Consider the following 16788-nt stretch of genomic DNA (forward strand, 5'->3'; position numbering starts at 1 on the left):
ATCCCAGAACTGGACCGGATTGTCGCTGTACGACCAGTCGCTGTCGCCGATCTCCTTGGCGCGCGCGGTGAAGACGTCGGCATTCTTGGCGGTGGGCGAGCCCGCCATGGCGAGGCCCGACAGGTCGCCCTTCACGTCGGCGACGAAGCAGGGGACGCCCGCCTGGCTCAGCCCGTCGATGATGCCCTGGATGGTGACGGTCTTGCCGGTGCCGGTCGCGCCGGCGATCAGGCCGTGGCGGTTCGCGCGCTTCAGTTCGAGCGCCTGCGGGTTGGTCCCGCCTTCGCCAGCACCGATGAAGATCGTGGTCGTGTCGGCCATTCAAAAACTCCCTCGTCCCGGTCGGGGACGAGGGAGGTTTAGCGAGGCAGGCTAGGGCCTGCCAAGTCGCCCCATGGACGTTCAGGCCTTGAGCTTGATCGCGACGTACAGGCTGCCTTGGCGCGCACGGGTGAAATAGACCAGCACGGTGGTCTTGCCAGCCGCCTTGGCCGCACGGATCTGCGCGTCGAACTCGGCCGGCGTACGCACCACCGTCTTGTTGATCGACGAGATGATGTCGCCGCGCTGCAGACCCTTGGCCGCCGGGTCGCTCGCCATGCTGACGCCGGTTACGACGACGCCGCTGACCTGGGCAGGATTGACCCCCAGCGAATTGGCGATCTGGGGCGTCAGCGCGGTCACCTGAACGCCGAGCAGTTCGGCGCCGGCATGCAACTCCGGCGCGCCGTTGCCGCCCTGCGTGCCGCCGTCGTCGTCGCCGTCATCGTTGCCGGTAATCGAATTGGCGAGTTCTTCCTCGCTCGGGCGATTGCCGACGATCGCCGTGACCGTCATCGGCTTGCCGTCGCGAATGATATTCATCTTGGCGGCGGAGCCGGGCGGGACGTTCGCCACGAGATAGGGCAAGGTCTGCTCGGGCGTCACTTCCTGGCCATTGACCGCGACGATGACGTCGCCCTGCTTCAGGCCGGCCTTTTGCCCGGGGCTGCCGGGCTCGACGCGGTTGACGATCTCGCCGCGATCCTTGGGCAGGCCGAGCGTGCTGGCGATATCCTCGTCGACCGGCTGGCGGCCGATGCCGAGATACCCGCGCTGGACCTTGCCGCCCTTGATCATCGTGTCGATGATCGGTTTGGCCGAGGCGGCGGGAATCGCGAAGCCGATGCCGACCGAGCCTTCGGATGGCGAATAGATTTGCGAATTGATGCCGATCACGTTGCCGTTGAGGTCGAACATCGGGCCTCCCGAATTGCCCTTGTTGATCGCGGCATCGGTCTGAATGAAGCGGTCGTACGCGCCGCCCTGGCCGGTCACGCGATTGAGCGCCGAAATGATGCCCGCGGTGACGGTGCCGCCCAGGCCGAACGGCTCGCCGATCGCGATCACCCAGTCGCCGACCCGCGCCTTGCCGGAATCGCCGAACTTCACATAGGGCAGGTTGGTCGCGTCGACCTTCAGCACCGCGAGGTCGGATGCGGTGTCGCTACCGATCACCTTGGCGACATATTCCTTGCGGTTGAACAAGGTGACCGTGATCGATTCGACCTTCGCCCCCTTGGCGCCGGCGGTGATCACGTGCGCGTTGGTGACGATGTAGCCATCGGGCGAGATGATGAAGCCCGACCCCAGGCTCTGCCCCTCGCGCGTGATCGGCTGACCGTCGTCCTGACCCCCGCCCATCATGCCGCCGAACAGGTCGCCGAACGGATTGCCGCCGGTCGAGATCTGCACCTTCTGCTTGGTCGAGATGTTGACCACCGCCGGCTGCAGCTTGGCGACCATGTCGGCGAAGCTCATCGGCGCGCCGGCCTTGGGCGCGGCGGCGGAAATCGTGCCCGGCTCGTTCTGCGCGTTCTGCGCATAGGAAGGCGACAGCATGGTGGTGGCAGCGCCGCCGAGCAACAAGGCGGTAGTAATGGCGTAGGCGTAGCGCACTTGGGTAGATCCTCTTCGTCTCGGTCTCATCGGCCCCGGTTTGGCCAATATTGGCCACCGGAGCCTGAACGGCGATTGAATATGAACGAACTGCAAGGAACGCGATTGGTCAAACCCGCCAATGTCGCGCGGGTTTCAGCCGATCATTTTCCTCCGCTCTCGAACTCCTTGAGATAGGAATTGTCGGGCGTCAGGATCAGCGTCGTCTGGCCGGGCGGCAGCTTGCCGTTCGAATCCGGACCGAACGAGTAGCGATAGGACTGCATCGCGCGCCAGAAATTGTAGAATTCGGGATCCTGGTTGAGCGCATCGGCATAGATCTTGGCGGCTTGGGCGTCAGCCTGCGAGCGAATGATCTGCGCGTCGCGCTGTCCTTCGGCGCGGATCGTCAGCGCCTGCTGCTTGCGGGTGTTGCTCATGCGGTCGAGCGCCGACTGCAGCGGCGAGCCGTCCGGATAATCGGCATGTTTGATGCGGACGTCGATGATCTCGACGCCGTAATTGCGCGCATAGGTCTGTAGCGCGGCCTGGATATTGTCCATCAGCTTGCCGCGTTCGGGGCTGAGCAACGCGTCGAAATCGACCTTGCCGAGTTCGGAACGAAGCGCCGAGCCGAACAGCGGCTTGAGCTGATCCGTAACCCGGTCCTCGGCGCCCGAACTGAGCCCGAGCGAGCGGACCAGGCGGAGCGGATCCACCACGCGGAACCGCGCGAACGCGTCGACCTCGAGCCGCTGCTGATCGGTCGACAACACCTGCTGGTTGTCGAGGTCGAGGTCGAGCACGCGCTTGTCGATCCAGATCAGATGGTCGACGAACGGAATGCGCGCCAGCAGGCCGGCGCCGGTATTGCCGAGCGCTTCGCCCGGCTTCCAGCGGTTGACCGTGCCGATCGGAGTTTGCATCCGGACCACCACGACCTGCTGGGTCTCGGGCACGATCGCGAGCGTGCTGGCCGCCACGATGAGCAGAACCAGCGCGGCGATCCCGGCGCCGATCGGGCTACGAAGCCAGCCGGGCATCAGCGGTCTCCCCCGGTTGCGGGCGCATTGGGCGCGACCTTGGCGCCGCCGAGCGGCAACAGCGGCGCGATGTTGCGCGGTTCGACGACCGTCTTGTCGACGTGGTTCAGGACCTGCTCCATGGTCTCGTAATAGATGCGACGGCGCGTGACGTCGGGCGCGAGCTTGTATTGCGCATAGACCCCGTTGAACGACGCGGCCTGGCTCTGGGCGTTGGCGATCACCTGGGTCGCATAGCCATGCGCCTGGGTGATGTTCGACTGGCGATCGTTCTGCGCCGCCGTGACGTCCTTGAAGGCGTCCATCACCTGTTGCGGCGCCGACGCGTTGTTCAGCGCGACGCTGACGATGTGGATGCCCGACTGATAATCGTCGAGCACCTTTTGCATCGACTCGCGGACGCGGTTCTGGATCTCGATCTTGCCGGCGCCGAGCACGTCGTCGAGCGTCGAATTGGCGATCGCCGCGCGAACGGCGGATTCCGCAGTGGCCTTCACCGCATCGTCGGGCTTGTCGAGTTCGAACCGGTATTTCTGCGGGTCGCTGACGTTCCACTGCACCGCATAGCCGAGATCGACGAGATTGCCGTCGCGAGTCAGCACCAGATTGGCGCCGCCGCCGTCGGGAAACTCGAACGAGCGGATGCCGGTCACGTTGATCTTGTCGACCGAATTGATCGGCGCGGGAAAGGTCAGCCGCCAGCCGGTGTCCAGCGTTCCGGAATATTTTCCGAAAAACGTGACCACTCCCTGCTCTTGCGGGCCAATGACGTGGACCGACGTCAACAGCACCCAGGCGAGCACGAGCAGGCCGGCACCCCATCCCCAGAGCGATCGGCCGTTGCCGCCGCCGGGCAGATTGAATCCGCCAAAACCGCCGCCGCCGCCGCCCCGCGCGCGCTTCAGCAGATCTTCGATGCCACCGCCCGCCCGTGGGGCGCGCGGGCGCGACCCCGGCGGTTGCGCCCAAGGGTTGCGCGGACCGGCGTCGTTGCCGCCGCCGTTGCTGTCGCCGCCGTCGGAATCGCTCCCGCCGCCGCCTCCCCAGGGGCTCTTGGGCTTGTCGGACATGGCTTGGGAAAGGCGGCGCCGCCAGGGCAGGGCAATCGTCATATGGGCCTTTATAAGTGGCGTTGCGCGGAAAAACAGGGGCAAGCGGCGATAGCGGCCCTATCTGGCGCGGATGGACGACAAGACCGGGTTGGCGGCGCGCATCGCCGCAGTGGCGGACAAGCGCGCCACGGTACGGCACGACGGCGATCGCGCCAGCGTGATTCTCGATGTGACGGGGCTGGATATCGAGGCGCGCGACGCGCTCGAGGCGGCGGTGCGCGCGGCGGCGCTGGCCGGGCCGGAGGTCAGCGATGTACGCATCGCGCTGACCAGCGAGCGGGTCGGCCGCACCCTGATAGCGGTGGCGAGCGGCAAGGGCGGGGTCGGTAAATCGACCGTCGCGGCCAATCTCGCGATCGCGCTGGCAACGGCGGGGCGCAAGGTCGGGCTGGTCGATGCCGACATCTACGGTCCGTCGCAGCCGACTTTGATGGGCGTCGAGGGCTCGAAGCCGCAGGCGCGCGAAAAGACCAGGATCCCGGTCGCGACGCCGTCCGGCGTCCCGATCCTGTCGATGGGGCAATTGGTGGCGCCGGGCCAGGCGATCGCCTGGCGCGGGCCGATGGCGGCGAGCGCGCTCGGTCAATTGATCGAAGGCGATTGGGGGCCGGCCGACACCCTGGTGGTCGACATGCCGCCGGGCACCGGCGACGTCCAGTTGACGATGATACAGAAATACAAGCCGGCCGGCGCGGTGATCGTCTCGACTCCGCAGGACCTTGCGCTGATCGACGCGCGCCGCGCGATCGACTTGTTCGGCAAGGCCGGCGTTCCGGTGATCGGCGTGGTCGAGAATATGGCGGGCTATGCCTGCCCGCATTGCGGCGAAGTGTCGGATCCGTTCGGTCAGGGCGGCGCGGAAGCGGCCGCGCGCGAGTTGGGCGTGCCGTTTCTCGGCCGCGTGCCGCTGGCGATCGCGATCCGCGCCGCATCGGACGCGGGCACGCCGCCCGCTGCGGGGAACGGCCCGGAGGGTGCCGCGTTCGGGGAGATTGCCGGGAAAGTGAAGGACTGGCTCGAGGCGCGGTAGCGCGCGTACTTTTCCTCTCCCTTGATGGGAAAGGACACGCAAGACTTGGGTCGGCGTCAGCCGGCCCTAGTCGGAGTTGGGGAGAGTGGACCGCCAGGCGAGACCGCCGCCGTCCACCCTCCAAGCTTCGCTAGGCAGCAAGCTGCCAAGTTTCGCTATCCTCTCCCGTCAAGGAAGGGGATGTTGTTGTAGCAAGCAGGAGCACGGCCATGCCGCTCACCGCCGACCAGGACATCCGCGATCTTCTCGCCAACGCCCGGACGATCGCCATGGTCGGCGCGTCCGACCGGCCCGACCGGCCGAGTTACGGCGTGATGGCGATGCTGCAGCGGCATGGCTATCGTGTGATCCCGGTCAATCCGCAGATCGCCGGCCAGCACGTCCATGGCGAATATGTCTTCCACGACCTTGCCCAGATCGGCGTGCCGATCGACATCGTCGACATCTTCCGTCGTCCGCAGGCGGCGGGCGAGGCGGTCGATGCGGCGATCGCATCGGGCGCCAAGGCGGTGTGGATGCAACTTGGCGTGATCAATGAGGAAGCGGCGGCGCGGGCCGAGGCGGCGGGGCTGGCGGTGGTGATGGACCGCTGTCCGGCGATCGATATTCCGAGGCTCGGCGTTCCGCCCGTCGCTGGCTGACGCGAAATCGCCGCAATCGCGCATCATCACCCGCGCGCGGCATAACGTCGCGGGAGTCGCGCCATGCTGGCGTGGTTGATGATGATGCAGGCCGCTCCCCAGCTCGACGCGGCGATGGAACGCTATCGCGCGGCGACGCGCGCGACGATCGAATGTCGCACCGGCCGGCCCGACGACATCGTGGTGTGCGGACGCCGCGAAGCCGATCGCTTCCGCGCACCGTTGACGATCATCGATCCCGACGATCCGCGCAACGAGGGCGTTCCGGCGGAACGCGAGCGCCTGCTGGCGAAGACCAACAATTGCCAGGAGAAGTCGACCTTCCTGGTCGGGTGCGGCAAGGCTGGGTGTCGGTCAGCACCCGCACTGGGGTGTCGCTGATCGGCGAGCGACCGATCGCTCCATAAACACGTCCGGCCGCGGAGAAAATTTGGTTGGGTCGGCCGCAGCATCTGGCGCCGCGGAACGCGCTGTGGCTTCATGGGTTGAAGTCTGGGGTGCTCGAGACAGGGGTCGGTCCGATGCTCACGCCGTTGTTGGTCATGCTCGCCGCGGTCACGCCGCATACGTCGTTGAAGAAAGTACATTTCGATCTGAAGCCGCCGTCCGCGCCGGCGCGGTGCACGGGCGCCTGCGCGGATCGCTACCGCGTGCCGGCATCGAGCGATGACGCCGAATCGCTGAAGCAGCGCGCGCTGGCGAACGACGGCAGCAAATGCGACGTGGTCGGCGCGATGCGCTGCCTCAGCAAGCGTCGGACGCTTCTGCGCTCGACCGAGGATCCGATGGAAACCTTGCGCGAAAACCTGCCGCATTGACGCCCCTATCGCGGGCTATCCGATTGGCCGGAGGATGACGCCATGGCTGGAGCGCTGCTGATACTCGCCTTGCAGGCGGCCACGCCGGCCGCCGCTCCCGCACCCCAGCCCGCCACCGCCGATACGCCCGAGCGTTTCTCGATTCTGGTGCCCGTAGCCGACGAGCCGTGCGTACGTCGTGTCGACGGCAAGGAGATCGTGGTGTGCGGCAATCCGCTACCCTCGCAAACCTTGCCCCTTCCGGACGAGGTCGTGCCCGACGGCCCGGTACCGTCCAATCCCTATCGGACCGGGAGCGGCGCACTCGCCGCGCAAGCGACGCCCTGTCCGATCAGCCGCACCTGCGTCGTCGGGTTCGGCCCGCCGCTGATGCCGATCATCAAGGGAGCGGCGGACCTGGCGAAAAAGGCGTTCGCCAAAAAGCCCGACAAGAGCGGTCGCGTGCCGATCGATCTGTCCGACACCCCGCCGTCGACCGAGGGGAAATTGCTGCCCTAAGCGCGCGTCGCGCTACTCCAGGATGTGCATCCACAGCGGTTCGCCGGCCAGGCTCTGCGAACCGCGCAGCTTTTCCAGCGCCTGCGCGACCGAACGCTCCGGCGCCTCGTGGGTGACGATCGCGACCAGCACGCTGCCGTCGGCGTTGGCGCCGCGTTGCATCAGGCTCTCGATCGAGACGCCGGCGTCGCGCATCGCCGCGGCGATCTCGGCCAGGACGCCGGCGCGATCGGCGACCATGAAGCGCAGATAGGCACGGCCGCGACGATCGCCGCTGTCGGCCGCCGGCAAGGCGGACAGGCTGGCGGCTGGCATCGCATATGCCGGCCCGAATTCTTCGCGCGCGATGTCGATCAGATCGGCGACCACCGCCGAGGCGGTCGGGCCGTCGCCCGCGCCCGCGCCCTGGAACAGCAGCCGGCCGACGAAATTGCCTTCCGCGACCACCGCGTTGAGTGCGCCGGACACGTGGGCGAGCGGATGGCTGAGCGGCACCAGATGCGGGTGGACGCGCTGGAACAGCCCGTCCGCGCCCGCTTCGGCGACACCGACCAACCGCACACGATAGCCGAGTGCGGCGGCCTCCGCGATGTCTGCGGCCAGGACGTGGCGGATGCCGGTAGTCGCGACCTCGTCAAACGCGGGACGCGTGCCGAACGCGAGGCTGGCGAGGATCGCGAGCTTGTGCGACGCGTCGATGCCGTCGATGTCGAAACTGGGGTCGGCTTCCGCGAAGCCCAGCGCCTGCGCCTCGGCCAGTACCTCGGCGAAATCGCGCCCCTCCGCTTCCATCTTGGTCAGGATGAAATTGCAGGTGCCGTTGAGAATGCCGTAAACGCGGCCGATTTCGTTCGCCGCCGCGCCTTCACGCAAGCCCTTGATCACCGGCACGCCGCCGGCGACCGCGGCCTCGAACTTGAGTGCGACGTTGGCGGCCTCGGCGGCCTGTGCCAGTTCCAGCCCGTGATGCGCTATCATCGCCTTGTTGGCGGTGACCAGGCTCTTGCCCCCGGCCAGCGTGGCGCGCGCCAGCGTCAGCGCCGGGCCGTCCGATCCGCCGATCAGTTCGACCACGACGTCGGCATCGGCACGCTGCGCGAGCGCGGCCGTATCGTCGACCCAGTCGAATCGCGCGATATCGACGCCGCGATCCTTGGCGCGATCGCGCGCGGACACCGCGACGATCTCGATCGGGCGGCCGGCGCGGCGGGCGATCAGCGCGCCATTGGCATCGAGGAGTTTGATCACACCGGCGCCGACGGTGCCGAGGCCTGCGAGCGCGACGCGCAGCGGAGAAGTCGAAGTCATCCGATGGCGCGTAGAGGAACTAGGCCGGTCGCGGCAAGCGGCGACGGTTATCGGCAGCTAAAGACCGGCTGAGGTCGGTTTCGGTGAAGCTCGAAAACAACTCTAAATGCGGTTCTTGGTGAATCCCAGCGCGTTGGCCAATGCCGCGCGACGCAGCACGACGCTCGACGGCCCGGGCACGCGCGACCCGGCGAGACAGCCGGCGAAGACGGGATCGAGCCGCCGCGCCGCCGCCAGCGACAGGTCGGAGCCGGCCGGCGCGCGGACGAAGGCGACAGCCGCGGTGCGATCGCGCTGGACGACGCAGCGGCCGACGGTGGACCATAGCCGCAACAGGCCGTTCTGGCCGGAGGTGGTTCGCTCGATCCGTGGCGCCTCGTCGCGTTCGGCGCCGAACAGGTCCGCGCCCGGTCGTGCCACGGCGACCGAGGCGAGCGTAAGCCCGCCCGCCAGGATACAGCTCGTCAGGATCGCGCGGCGCATGCTTCCCTCCCGTTACGCTGCTGTTTGTAACACGAAACGATCAGGCTTTCACGAGACCAATTTCGACCAGCCGTTCGTGCAGATAGTCGTGTGCAGTGATCGGGTTGGGATAACGGTTCGGATTGTCCGCGCTGATGCAGCTCGGCAGCGTCTCGATCAGGAATTCCGGGTTGGGATGCAGGAAGAACGGCATCGAGTAGCGCGAGAAGCCGCGGCGCTCGGGCGGCGGATTGACGACGCGGTGGGTGGTCGAGGGCAGGACGTGGTTGGTCAGCCGCTGTAGCATGTCGCCGACATTGACAACCATCGCGCCTTCGGGCGGGCGGATCGCCAGCCATTTGCCGTCGCGGTCGAGCAATTCGAGGCCCGCTTCCTCGGCGCCGAGCAGCAGGGTGATCAGGTTGATGTCCTCATGCGCGCCGGCGCGGACCCCTTCCGCATCGACCGGGATCGGCGGATAATGGAGCAGGCGCAGGATCGAATTGCCGTGGTCGACCACGGTCTCGAAATAATCGGACGGCAGCTTCAGGTGACGCGCGATCGCCGACAGCAGGCGCAGCCCCGCGCGGTCGAATGCGTTCCACAGATCGGTCAGCGCTTCCTGGAAGTCCCCCGGCCGCGACGGCCAGACGTTGGGCATCATCGTCGCGGCGGACGGGTGGCCTTCGGGCAGGTCGCGGCCGACGTGCCAGAATTCCTTGAGATCGACGTGCTTGGCGTCCTTGGCGATCTCGGTCTTGAACGGCGTATAGCCGCGCTGGCCGCCCCAGGCCTTGTCGTAATAGCCGCGCTTCTCGTCCTCGGGCAGCGCGAAGAAATCCTCGGTCAGGCTCCAGGCGCGCTGGATCAGCGGCAGCGGGATGCCATGATCGGCGACGATCGCGAAGCCGAAGCGTTCGAACGACCCGCCGAACGCCGCGGCGAAAGCGGCGGGATCGCGCGCCTCATCGGCGAGGCTGAGCGTGGGGACTTGGGCGGCGGGAGTATCTAGCATCTTTGATCGTCCGGAACTTTCGAAAGGAGCGACGATAGACCTTCGCCGCGCGCCCGTCACCCCAGCGAAAGCGGGTCTCGAAGCGGCTGCGGGGGCCTGTCGTTCTACGTGTCCCCGGCGAGGCCGGGGCCTAGTCGCAATGCGCATGCAGTGACAGGATGCCGTCGCCACTCCGTCGAACCGGGCCCGGCCTTCGCCGGGGAGGCGTATGGCGGGTCGAGTGCGATGAATCGACTATCGGCGAGCGCTTGCGGCACCAGACCCCAGCTTGCGCTGGATGACGGAATCTCAGCCGCCCATATCGATCGTGCCGGTCGCCTTGTTCGCGCCCTGGTCGGTCAGTTTGAGCACGAACGGCTTGCCGTCGTCGGTCTTGCCGGTCAGGCCCGCGCCGTCGGCCGACAGCGTGAAGCCGGCCTTGACCAGCCGCTCCTTGAGCCAGTCGCGCACCGTCGTGGCGGTCGCCGGGCTGGTGAAGGCGACGTTGACCCGGCCGGGATCCTTGCCGTCATTCTTGTCGCCATCGCCGCCGTTGACGTTGATCGAGGTGATCGTCGAGCCGGGATAGAGATGCACCCCGTTCATGTCGAAATCGGAGGCGTCGACCGAAAATTTCGGCAGCTTCAGGTCCGCCTTGAAGCCGCCGGCATCGATCTTGAGATTGCCCGATTTATCAACGCCTCCCGACACCATTCCGTCCGAACTGTTGGCGCTGAAGCTGACCGAGGTGCTGTTGCCGTCATTCTCGCCGCAAGCGACGAGCGCGAGGGCGACAGCGGCAAGGGGAATCAAGCGAAGCATATGGCGGGCTCCCGTGGTGATTTACAGAAATAATACACCACGGTGCCCGCCACGCAAGATCGAACGGCGCGTCAGCCGTTCATCAATTTGTCCATCGTCTTCTGATGCAGCCAGATGTTCATCGTCGCGGTGTCGTTCTGGTCGCCGGTATAGCCGAGCTCGGTGGCGAGTTGCTTGCGCGCATCCAGGCTCGAATCCTGGCCCATCGCCTTCATCAGGTCGACGATCGATTCGCGATAGTTGAGATCCTGGCCGAGGGCGTCGGCATGTTTCTGGAGCACCGCGTAGATCTGATCCTCGCTCAGCGTGGCGGGGGGCGACGGGGGAGGCGGCGGCGGCGCGGCGGGATCGGCGGGCGGCGGTGCCGGAGTGGCGGCGGCGGCCGAGCCGAAGATGGCGTCCTTGATCGTACCGAAGATACTCATGCGATTCTCCTCAACGTCTCACCCCCGAAGGGGCTGACCTAACCCTATTCCGGTTGCGTGACAAAAATTTTTCGGGGCTGATTTGTCGGACAAGGTAGGGCATGGGGGCCGAATGCCGCAGCCCGGGGATCCTTCTCGCGACGAACCCTCGTCGCCGATCCACTTCGTGGAATTCGTCGCGCTGATCGCGGCGTTGATGGCGCTTGGCGCGCTCGGCATCGACACGATGCTGCCGGCCTTGCCGAGCATCGGCGGCGATCTGCACGTCGCGGCGAACGACCTGCCGCTGGTCATCGTCATGTTCTCGGGCGGGTTCGGCGCGGCGCAACTGGTCCACGGGCCGCTCGCCGATCGCTACGGGCGGCGGCCGGTGCTGATCGGGTCGATGGTACTGTACGTGGTGATGAACCTGGTCTGCGGCGTCGCCAGGAGCTTCGACCTCTTGCTGATCTCGCGCGTTTGCGCCGGTGTCGCGATCGCGGCGACGCGGGTGGTGACGATCGCCTTGATCCGCGATTGCTACTCGGGACGCGCGATGGCGCGGGTCAATAGTTTGGCGGTGATGACCTTCATGATCTTCCCGATCATCGCGCCGAGCATCGGCCAGTTCATCCTGCTGATGGGCTCGTGGCGACTGATCTTCAACATGATCGCCATGGTCAGCGTGGCGATCGCGACCTGGTTCATCCTGCGCATGCCGGAGACGCTGCCCGCCGAGCGCCGCTTGCCGCTGGAAGCGAAGCTGCTGATCGCGAATTGGAAGCGCACCTTCTCCGACCGGCTGTCGGTCGGTTATGCCGCCGCGGTGATCGGACTGCAGGGCGCGCTGTTCGGCTACATCACGTCGATCCAGCCGATCGTCGAGAAGGTGTTCCATCAGCCGAAGCGGCTCGGGCTCATCTTCGCCGGCTGCGCGGTGACGATGGCCTGCGGCAATCTGCTCAATTCGCGGATCGTGATGTGGCTGGGCATGCGGCGCATCTCGCATGGGGCGATGGTCGTGCTGATCGTCGCGGCGTCGACCAGCCTGCTGGTCAGCAAGCTCGGGTACGAGAACATCTGGCTGTTCGTCGCGCTTCAGGCGGTCACGCTGGCCTGTTTCGGCCTCGCCGCGTCCAATTGCTCGGCGATGGCGATGCTCAACATGGGAGAGATCGCGGGCACCGCGTCGAGCCTCCAGGGCTTCTTCGTCACCACCTTCGGCGCGGCGATCGGCGGGCTGATCGGCATGGCGTTCGACGGCACCACCACGCCGCTCCACCTTGGCTTCCTGGCCGCCGGGGTGATAGCATTGGCACTGGCGGCGATCGTCGAGCGCGGCCGCCTGTTTCGCCCCGCCTGATCGGGCCCGACGGAACCCGAAGCCCGCGCCGCCGTTCGCTCCTTGCCAGTCATGGAGACGGAGATGGGCGGTTATCAGGTATCGGGCCAGGGTCCCGGCGACGACGGTTACGACGAGGAAGGCTATGACGAGAGCCAGCGTGCGGAGATTCTCGAAGCGACGCGCGACGGGCCGAGCGACGGCAATATTCTGACCGATCTCGACCCCGATTTGGGCGACGAGCCCGAGGACGACGATGTCGAGATGTCGGACAGCGAGGTCGGCGAGGAAGATGACGACGCCGACATGGCCGAAACCGACATCGACGAGGACGAGGTCCAGGACGAGTTCGACGACGACGATGCCGAGGACGACGATCTGTCCGACGCCGACGACGAGGCGCTCAATCCCTGACGATCCGCCGCGGCGTTGACCGCGCCGCCGTCGCGATCCTAGGTTCCGCCCGGACGGAAGCCGAAAGGAGAGCCGATGCCCCGGGATCCGCGCGTCGACGCTTATATCGCCGCCAGGAACGACTTCGCGAAGCCGATCCTCACGCATCTGCGCGACTTGATCCACGGCCATGCGCCGGCGGTCGAGGAAACGATCAAATGGAGCATGCCCTTCTTCACCTATAAGGGGCAGTCGCTCGCCAACATGGCGGCCTTCAAGGAACATGCCGCGTTCGGTTTCTGGGACCGGCTCGAGCTTCAGACCGGCAAGGAAGGCGACGCGATGGGCCAATATGGCCGGCTGACCGATATCGCGACGCTGCCGCCCGACAAGGTGTTGCTCGACACGCTCGACCGCGCGCTGGCCAAGATCGACGCGGGCGAAAAGCCCAAGCGCGCGGCGCGCGAGCCCAAGCCCGAGGCGGAAGTGCCGCCCGCGCTGGCCGAGGCGCTGGCCGCGGACGAGGAGGCGGCGGCCAACTGGAACGCCTTTCCGCCCGGATGCCGCCGCGAATATTGCGACTGGGTGGCCGAGGCGAAGCGCGACGAGACTCGCGCCAAATGCGTCGCGCAGACCATCGAACAGACCCGCGCGGGCAAGAAGCTCAACTGGAAATACGAGAATTGCTGACTGCTCCGGCGGCGCGCTGACGATGCGCCGCAACCACTTGCCATGGCCGTCGAACATGATACGTTATCACGTACCATAACGGGAGAACGATCATGACCCGCAGGACAGCCGACGACCAAACCATCGCCGCGATCAACGTCACGCCGCTGATCGACGTGCTGCTGGTGTTGCTGATCATGATGATCCTGACCTTGCCGATCGCCACTCACAAGGTTGCGGTCGACTTGCCCAATGGGCCGGCGCGGACGTTGCCCGACCAGAAGACGCACCAGCTCGATATCTCCGCGTCGGGGGCGCTCACCCTGGATGGCATGGCCGTGTCCGAACGCGCGCTGCCCGACGAGTTGGTCGCGATCACCGCCGACAAGGACGCGGTGCTGACCATGCGGACCGACGCGGCGACGCATTACGACACGTTCGATCGCGTGCTGGCGACGGTCAAGCGCGCCGGGATCACGCGGCTCGGCTTCGTCGGCAACGAGCAGTTCGGCGGCGTGTTCTGAGCGGTCGCCGGGGAACGCGGCGCGCGTTCGATCGTTCTACGCCTCCACTACCGTTTTGCCTGGGGGCTTTCGTGCGCGCCGTTTTCCTGGTCCCGATGCTGTGCCTTGCGACATGCCTTGCCGCCTGCTCGAAACCGGTGACGACCGGCAATACCGAAGTCGACATCAACGGCGCCGCCGACCGCGCGCGGGGTGACATCACCAGCTATAACGAGACCGGCAACGCTGTGGCCGATAGCGGCGTCGCGACCAATGGCGCGGTGCCGCCGGCGACTGGCGACGAGCGGCCCCTCGCGCCCGCCGCGCCCGGCCAGCCGGGCGGCCTGCCCGACGACCGCACGCCGGCGGCTGAGGGCAAGTTCGCCCCCGACAGCGCGCAAGGCGCCGCCAATGTCGTGCAAATCTATTATGCCAGTATCGAGGGCGGCAAATATGCCGCAGCCCGCGCGCTGTGGGGCAATGGCGGCGCCGACAGCAAACTGAGCCCGGCGGCGTTCGCGGCGAGCTTCGCCAAATACAAGGAATATCACGCCAATATCGGCGGCCCCGGCGAGATCGAGGGTGCGGCCGGGAGCCGCTACGTCACCGTCCCGGTGCAGATCTACGCGCGGCTGAAGGACGGCCGGCCCGACTACCGGACGGGCAACGTGGTGCTGCGCCGGACCGAGGTCGACGGCGCCACGCCCGAGCAGCGCAAATGGCACATCTATTCGATCGACCTGAAGCCTGCGCCGGGGAAGGCGGAATATGATCGATCGCGTCTTCAGAAGCAGATCGACGGCATCAAGAATAATCCGGAGGTCGTACGGCCACCCGTTATCAGCGCTCGCTACCGCTGCATGGACGGCACCAAATTCGCGGTGCGCTTCGACAATCGCGCCGACACCGCGCAGATCAGCCGCGCCGGCAAGATGCTGGCCACGCTCGACGGCCAGAAGCCGGCGTCGGGCATCTGGTACCGGAAGGGCCCCTATGAATTGCGCGGCAAGGGCGACGCCGCGACCTTGACGACGCCCGGCCACCCGCCCATCGCCTGCACGGTCATCCGCTAGCGAAGGAAGAAGAGCATGTGGACGGTGGGCCTGCTCGCGCTGTCCAACTGCTTCATGACGGTGGCGTGGTACTGGCATCTCAAGGGCGGGATGACCAAGCCGCTGTGGATCGTCATCGCGATCAGCTGGGGCATCGCATTGCTCGAATATTGCCTGGCGGTGCCCGCCAACCGCATCGGCTATGCCTCGGGCTGGTCGGGCGGGCAGCTCAAGATCACGCAGGAAGTGATCACGCTGACCGTGTTCGGGGTGTTCATGGTGACGGTGCTGGGGGAGCCGCTCGGCTGGCGGCATCTGGGTGCCTTTCTCTGCCTGGTCGGCGCCGTCGCGTTCCTGTTCGCGGGGAAATAGGGGGCATCGGTCGTGAAGGGAGCGGCACCGAATCCCCACCGTCATGCCGGTCTTGTCCTGGCATCCACCGCGTAACAACCCTCAACTCGCGTGCGAAGGAGTGGACCCCCCTGAGTTCACAAACGAAGTGCAACACCTCAAGCAGGTGATGCCATGTCGAGTTACCGTCAGTTATCGCTCGAGGAGCGGTGTTCGATTGCCCGGCTTCGCGAAGCCGGGCAATCGATCCGGCAGATCGCTGCAGCTCTGGATCGCCAGCCGTCGACCATCTCGCGAGAGGTGAAGCGTAACGGCGGGTCGAAGGTCGGTTATCAGCCTGGCTATGCCCAGGCCCAGGCCGGCGCGAGACGCTGGCACGGCTCCCGCCTGGAGCGCGAGGATGCGCTGCGCGAGGCAGTCCTCGATCGCTTGAACGACGGCTGGTCCCCCGAGCAGATCGCCGGGCGCTTCGCCCACGAGGCAGGGCGTCGCGTCATCAGCCACGAGACGATCTACCGCTTCGTCTATGCCCAGCTCAAACGCACCAACGACCGCCGCTGGCGCCTCTATCTGCCCCGCGCCAAGTACAAGCGAGGTTGGCGCCGCACCGGCGGCTGGCCCTATGTCGCCGGCCGCTGCTCCATCCATGAGCGCCCCGGCGACATCGCCACGCGACAGCAACCCGGCCATTGGGAAGCCGACGCCATGCTCTTCTCCCGACCCGGCAGCGCCATCCTCGTCGCCCATGAGCGACGATCACGCCTCACCATCGCCGTCCCACAACCCAACCTCAGAGCCGATCCCGTCGCCGCCGCTCTCACCCGCATGCTGCGCCCCGTGCCGCCAGACCTCAGACACTCCATCACTTTCGACAACGGCACCGAATTCGCCCGCCACCAGCGCATCGCCCGACAACTCGGCCTCAAGACCTTCTTCTGCGATCCTCACGCGCCATGGCAAAAAGGCGGCGTCGAAAACGCCATCGGCAGATTGCGACGCAACCTACCACGCAGCACCGACCTCAATACCTTGCCGCGCTCCGCACTCGACGCCATCATCGCCAGATACAACAACACCCCTAGAAAATGCCTCGGCTTCCAAACCCCAGCCGAACCTTCCTCAACCCGTTGCACTTCGAATGTGAATCCACACCCGGGACAAGCCCGGGGTGACGAATGAGGCTGTCCAAGTCCGCAATTCTCGGGCGGGAGCGCGCCCCCTAATTCCCCATCGCGTTGGCGAGCACCGCCAGATCCTTGTCGTCGACCGCCACTCCGGTCGCGTCGGTCATCACCGCTGTCGTGTTGTTGCCGGCCGGCGGATCGGCGCGATTGGCCATCGCCACGTCATAGGCGGTCCAGATGATGCCCGCCGCCCAGAACAGCGCCGCCCAACGGCTGCGAAAGATTTTCGACGGGATCATCGGGCC

21 protein-coding genes and 1 pseudogene are annotated in these 16788 nt (G+C 66.5%); 12 read left to right on the forward strand and 10 right to left on the reverse strand.

Annotated features, from left to right (window positions below; all coding sequences use genetic code 11):
• The 4 genes from ACTHJR_RS15710 to hflK form a co-directional block, all read right to left on the reverse strand.
• The coding region (locus ACTHJR_RS15710; RefSeq protein WP_440524180.1) for a helicase HerA-like domain-containing protein at positions 1-321 on the reverse strand (321 nt) is incomplete at its 3' end.
• Positions 322-402: 81 nt separating this feature from the next.
• Positions 403-1938, reverse strand: a complete 1536-nt coding sequence (locus tag ACTHJR_RS15715) for a Do family serine endopeptidase (protein ID WP_440524181.1) — start codon at positions 1936-1938, stop codon at positions 403-405.
• A 143-nt stretch (positions 1939-2081) separates the two neighbouring features.
• On the reverse strand, positions 2082-2960 hold the full coding sequence (hflC, locus tag ACTHJR_RS15720) for a protease modulator HflC (protein WP_440524182.1): 879 nt from the start codon (positions 2958-2960) through the stop codon (positions 2082-2084).
• Positions 2960-4030 (reverse strand): protease modulator HflK, encoded by a 1071-nt coding sequence (gene hflK, locus ACTHJR_RS15725; protein WP_440524183.1) that lies wholly within the window; start codon positions 4028-4030, stop codon positions 2960-2962. Before hflK ends, hflC begins: the two co-directional genes overlap by 1 nt.
• A 112-nt stretch (positions 4031-4142) precedes the next feature.
• Here hflK and ACTHJR_RS15730 point away from each other — a divergent pair, with 112 nt between their 5' ends.
• From ACTHJR_RS15730 to ACTHJR_RS15750, 5 genes are all read left to right on the forward strand, one after another.
• On the forward strand, positions 4143-5102 hold the full coding sequence (locus ACTHJR_RS15730) for an Mrp/NBP35 family ATP-binding protein (protein ID WP_440524184.1): 960 nt from the start codon (positions 4143-4145) through the stop codon (positions 5100-5102).
• A gap of 209 nt (positions 5103-5311) precedes the next feature.
• Entirely contained in the window at positions 5312-5743 is a 432-nt protein-coding gene (locus ACTHJR_RS15735; protein WP_440524185.1) for a CoA-binding protein, read from the forward strand.
• Positions 5744-5806: 63 nt separating this feature from the next.
• On the forward strand, positions 5807-6124 hold the full coding sequence (locus ACTHJR_RS15740; protein ID WP_440524186.1) for a hypothetical protein: 318 nt from the start codon (positions 5807-5809) through the stop codon (positions 6122-6124).
• Between the two features lie 155 nt (positions 6125-6279).
• Positions 6280-6561, forward strand: a complete 282-nt coding sequence (locus tag ACTHJR_RS15745; RefSeq protein ID WP_440524187.1) for a hypothetical protein — start codon at positions 6280-6282, stop codon at positions 6559-6561.
• A 42-nt stretch (positions 6562-6603) separates the two neighbouring features.
• A complete protein-coding gene (locus tag ACTHJR_RS15750; RefSeq protein WP_440524188.1) occupies positions 6604-7059 on the forward strand; it encodes a hypothetical protein in 456 nt (151 codons plus the stop codon).
• Between the two features lie 12 nt (positions 7060-7071).
• Here the strand turns inward: ACTHJR_RS15750 and ACTHJR_RS15755 are convergent, their stop codons facing one another.
• The 5 genes from ACTHJR_RS15755 to ACTHJR_RS15775 all read right to left on the reverse strand — a co-directional run bounded on the left by ACTHJR_RS15755 (position 7072) and on the right by ACTHJR_RS15775 (position 11070).
• Positions 7072-8367: a homoserine dehydrogenase gene (locus ACTHJR_RS15755; protein WP_440524189.1), complete on the reverse strand. Its 1296-nt coding sequence runs from the start codon at positions 8365-8367 to the stop codon at positions 7072-7074.
• Positions 8368-8469: 102 nt separating this feature from the next.
• The gene (locus tag ACTHJR_RS15760; protein WP_440524190.1) at positions 8470-8850 is read right to left on the reverse strand and encodes a hypothetical protein; all 381 of its coding nucleotides are present in this window, start codon (positions 8848-8850) and stop codon (positions 8470-8472) included.
• Positions 8851-8890: 40 nt separating this feature from the next.
• Positions 8891-9844: an isopenicillin N synthase family dioxygenase gene (locus ACTHJR_RS15765; protein ID WP_440524191.1), complete on the reverse strand. Its 954-nt coding sequence runs from the start codon at positions 9842-9844 to the stop codon at positions 8891-8893.
• Between the two features lie 288 nt (positions 9845-10132).
• On the reverse strand, positions 10133-10645 hold the full coding sequence (locus ACTHJR_RS15770) for a hypothetical protein (protein WP_440524192.1): 513 nt from the start codon (positions 10643-10645) through the stop codon (positions 10133-10135).
• Between the two features lie 71 nt (positions 10646-10716).
• Positions 10717-11070, reverse strand: a complete 354-nt coding sequence (locus ACTHJR_RS15775) for a DUF3597 domain-containing protein (RefSeq protein ID WP_440524193.1) — start codon at positions 11068-11070, stop codon at positions 10717-10719.
• A gap of 112 nt (positions 11071-11182) precedes the next feature.
• On the opposite strand from ACTHJR_RS15775, the gene ACTHJR_RS15780 reads away from it, so the two are divergent.
• From ACTHJR_RS15780 to ACTHJR_RS15810, 7 genes and pseudogenes are all read left to right on the forward strand, one after another.
• On the forward strand, positions 11183-12412 hold the full coding sequence (locus tag ACTHJR_RS15780) for a multidrug effflux MFS transporter (protein WP_440524194.1): 1230 nt from the start codon (positions 11183-11185) through the stop codon (positions 12410-12412).
• A 63-nt stretch (positions 12413-12475) separates the two neighbouring features.
• Positions 12476-12805 (forward strand): DNA primase, encoded by a 330-nt coding sequence (locus ACTHJR_RS15785; RefSeq protein WP_440524195.1) that lies wholly within the window; start codon positions 12476-12478, stop codon positions 12803-12805.
• Between the two features lie 75 nt (positions 12806-12880).
• A complete protein-coding gene (locus ACTHJR_RS15790; protein WP_440524196.1) occupies positions 12881-13474 on the forward strand; it encodes a YdeI/OmpD-associated family protein in 594 nt (197 codons plus the stop codon).
• 92 nt (positions 13475-13566) lie between these two features.
• Positions 13567-13977 carry an ExbD/TolR family protein gene (locus tag ACTHJR_RS15795; RefSeq protein WP_440524197.1) on the forward strand — a complete coding sequence of 137 codons (411 nt, stop codon included), beginning with the start codon at positions 13567-13569 and terminating at the stop codon, positions 13975-13977.
• 71 nt (positions 13978-14048) lie between these two features.
• Positions 14049-15029 carry an MliC family protein gene (locus ACTHJR_RS15800; RefSeq protein ID WP_440524198.1) on the forward strand — a complete coding sequence of 327 codons (981 nt, stop codon included), beginning with the start codon at positions 14049-14051 and terminating at the stop codon, positions 15027-15029.
• 15 nt (positions 15030-15044) lie between these two features.
• A complete protein-coding gene (locus tag ACTHJR_RS15805) occupies positions 15045-15380 on the forward strand; it encodes a DMT family protein (protein WP_440524199.1) in 336 nt (111 codons plus the stop codon).
• Between the two features lie 153 nt (positions 15381-15533).
• A pseudogene (locus tag ACTHJR_RS15810) lies at positions 15534-16531 on the forward strand (IS30 family transposase).
• 47 nt (positions 16532-16578) lie between these two features.
• Here the strand turns inward: ACTHJR_RS15810 and ACTHJR_RS15815 are convergent.
• The gene (locus ACTHJR_RS15815) at positions 16579-16782 is read right to left on the reverse strand and encodes a hypothetical protein (protein WP_440524200.1); all 204 of its coding nucleotides are present in this window, start codon (positions 16780-16782) and stop codon (positions 16579-16581) included.
• Between the last annotated feature and the right edge of the window lie 6 nt (positions 16783-16788).

The sequence above is a fragment of the Sphingomonas sp. genome, from assembly GCF_051962185.1.
In the GTDB taxonomy this organism is placed as follows: Bacteria; Pseudomonadota; Alphaproteobacteria; order Sphingomonadales; family Sphingomonadaceae; genus Sphingomonas.

What these genes read in the sequence shown, in the direction of transcription:
- ACTHJR_RS15795 (WP_440524197.1), top strand. Translation starts at nt 13,567, where the DNA reads ATGACCCGCAGGACAGCCGACGACCAAACCATCGCCGCGATCAACGTC.
- ACTHJR_RS15730 (WP_440524184.1), top strand. Translation starts at nt 4,143, where the DNA reads ATGGACGACAAGACCGGGTTGGCGGCGCGCATCGCCGCAGTGGCGGAC.
- hflC (WP_440524182.1), bottom strand. Translation starts at nt 2,960, where the DNA reads ATGCCCGGCTGGCTTCGTAGCCCGATCGGCGCCGGGATCGCCGCGCTG.
- ACTHJR_RS15750 (WP_440524188.1), top strand. Translation starts at nt 6,604, where the DNA reads ATGGCTGGAGCGCTGCTGATACTCGCCTTGCAGGCGGCCACGCCGGCC.
- ACTHJR_RS15815 (WP_440524200.1), bottom strand. Translation starts at nt 16,782, where the DNA reads ATGATCCCGTCGAAAATCTTTCGCAGCCGTTGGGCGGCGCTGTTCTGG.
- ACTHJR_RS15785 (WP_440524195.1), top strand. Translation starts at nt 12,476, where the DNA reads ATGGGCGGTTATCAGGTATCGGGCCAGGGTCCCGGCGACGACGGTTAC.
- ACTHJR_RS15765 (WP_440524191.1), bottom strand. Translation starts at nt 9,844, where the DNA reads ATGCTAGATACTCCCGCCGCCCAAGTCCCCACGCTCAGCCTCGCCGAT.
- ACTHJR_RS15790 (WP_440524196.1), top strand. Translation starts at nt 12,881, where the DNA reads ATGCCCCGGGATCCGCGCGTCGACGCTTATATCGCCGCCAGGAACGAC.
- ACTHJR_RS15780 (WP_440524194.1), top strand. Translation starts at nt 11,183, where the DNA reads ATGCCGCAGCCCGGGGATCCTTCTCGCGACGAACCCTCGTCGCCGATC.
- ACTHJR_RS15755 (WP_440524189.1), bottom strand. Translation starts at nt 8,367, where the DNA reads ATGACTTCGACTTCTCCGCTGCGCGTCGCGCTCGCAGGCCTCGGCACC.
- ACTHJR_RS15805 (WP_440524199.1), top strand. Translation starts at nt 15,045, where the DNA reads ATGTGGACGGTGGGCCTGCTCGCGCTGTCCAACTGCTTCATGACGGTG.
- ACTHJR_RS15735 (WP_440524185.1), top strand. Translation starts at nt 5,312, where the DNA reads ATGCCGCTCACCGCCGACCAGGACATCCGCGATCTTCTCGCCAACGCC.
- ACTHJR_RS15775 (WP_440524193.1), bottom strand. Translation starts at nt 11,070, where the DNA reads ATGAGTATCTTCGGTACGATCAAGGACGCCATCTTCGGCTCGGCCGCC.
- ACTHJR_RS15740 (WP_440524186.1), top strand. Translation starts at nt 5,807, where the DNA reads ATGCTGGCGTGGTTGATGATGATGCAGGCCGCTCCCCAGCTCGACGCG.
- hflK (WP_440524183.1), bottom strand. Translation starts at nt 4,030, where the DNA reads ATGTCCGACAAGCCCAAGAGCCCCTGGGGAGGCGGCGGCGGGAGCGAT.
- ACTHJR_RS15760 (WP_440524190.1), bottom strand. Translation starts at nt 8,850, where the DNA reads ATGCGCCGCGCGATCCTGACGAGCTGTATCCTGGCGGGCGGGCTTACG.
- ACTHJR_RS15770 (WP_440524192.1), bottom strand. Translation starts at nt 10,645, where the DNA reads ATGCTTCGCTTGATTCCCCTTGCCGCTGTCGCCCTCGCGCTCGTCGCT.